A 955-nucleotide genomic window follows, 5' to 3' on the forward strand; every position below is an offset into this window, starting at 1 on the left:
GCGCTTACAGCCGCTCGCGGATCGTCTGCCGCAACGCGTCCAGATCCTTGGCGAACGCATCGATGCCGCTGGCCAGCTTCTCCGTCGCCATCGGGTCGGCCGCCAGATCCGCCGCAAAGCGCGCCGCATCGATCGGCGTCACCTGCACCGACTCGGCCGCACCGGCCACCAGCTTGCGCGGCAGCTCGCCATGATCGGCGTCCAGCGCCTCCAGCAGGTCCGGCGAAATCGTCAGGCGATCGCAGCCGGCCAGCGCCTCGATCTGCGCCGTCGAACGGAACGACGCACCCATCACCACCGTCGGCGAACCACGGCGCTTGAACTCGGCATACACGCCGCGCACGAACACCACGCCCGGGTCTTCATCGATGCTGGCCGGCGCCTGGCCGTTGGCCACGTACCAATCCAGGATGCGGCCCACGAACGGCGAAATCAGGAACGCCCCGGCCTCGCTGCAGGCCAGCGCCTGGGTGGGATTGAAGATCAGCGTCAGATTGCAGTCGATCCCTTCGGCCTGCAGCTGACGTGCCGCTTCCACGCCTTCCCAGGTTGCCGCGATCTTGATCAGCACCTTGCTGCGCGGCACGCCGGCCGCGTCGTACATGGCGATGAACTGACGCGCCTTGGCCACCGTGGCCGCGGTGTCGTGCGCCTGGTCGGCATCAACCTCGGTCGAGACCCGGCCCGGCACCAGGGTGCTGAGCAGGGTGCCCACGCCCACGGTCAGGCGATCGGCCACCGCGTGGACGACCGCCTCGCGCTCGCCCGCCTGCTCGCGGCCCCAAGCCAGCGCGCTCTCGATGAGATCGGCGTATACCGGCAGGTCCAGCGCTTTCTTCACCAGGGTGGGGTTGGTCGTGCAGTCGACCGGCTTCAAGCGCTTGATCGCCTCATAGTCGCCGGTATCGGCAACCACCACGGACAGATCACGCAGCTGGGAGAGTTTGGACAGCGA

At 68.2% G+C, this 955-nt stretch carries 1 protein-coding gene; it reads right to left on the minus strand.

Translation table 11 applies throughout. The annotated features are described in order from the left end of the window. Window positions 1–4: 4 nt before the first annotated feature. Window positions 5–952, minus strand: coding sequence for a transaldolase (locus tag ABE483_RS18930; protein ID WP_346482190.1), 948 nt, complete (start codon window positions 950–952; stop codon window positions 5–7). Between the last annotated feature and the right edge of the window lie 3 nt (window positions 953–955).

Origin of the sequence: Stenotrophomonas sp. TWI602 (assembly GCF_039674045.1) — a bacterium.
In the GTDB taxonomy this organism is placed as follows: domain Bacteria; phylum Pseudomonadota; class Gammaproteobacteria; order Xanthomonadales; family Xanthomonadaceae; genus Stenotrophomonas.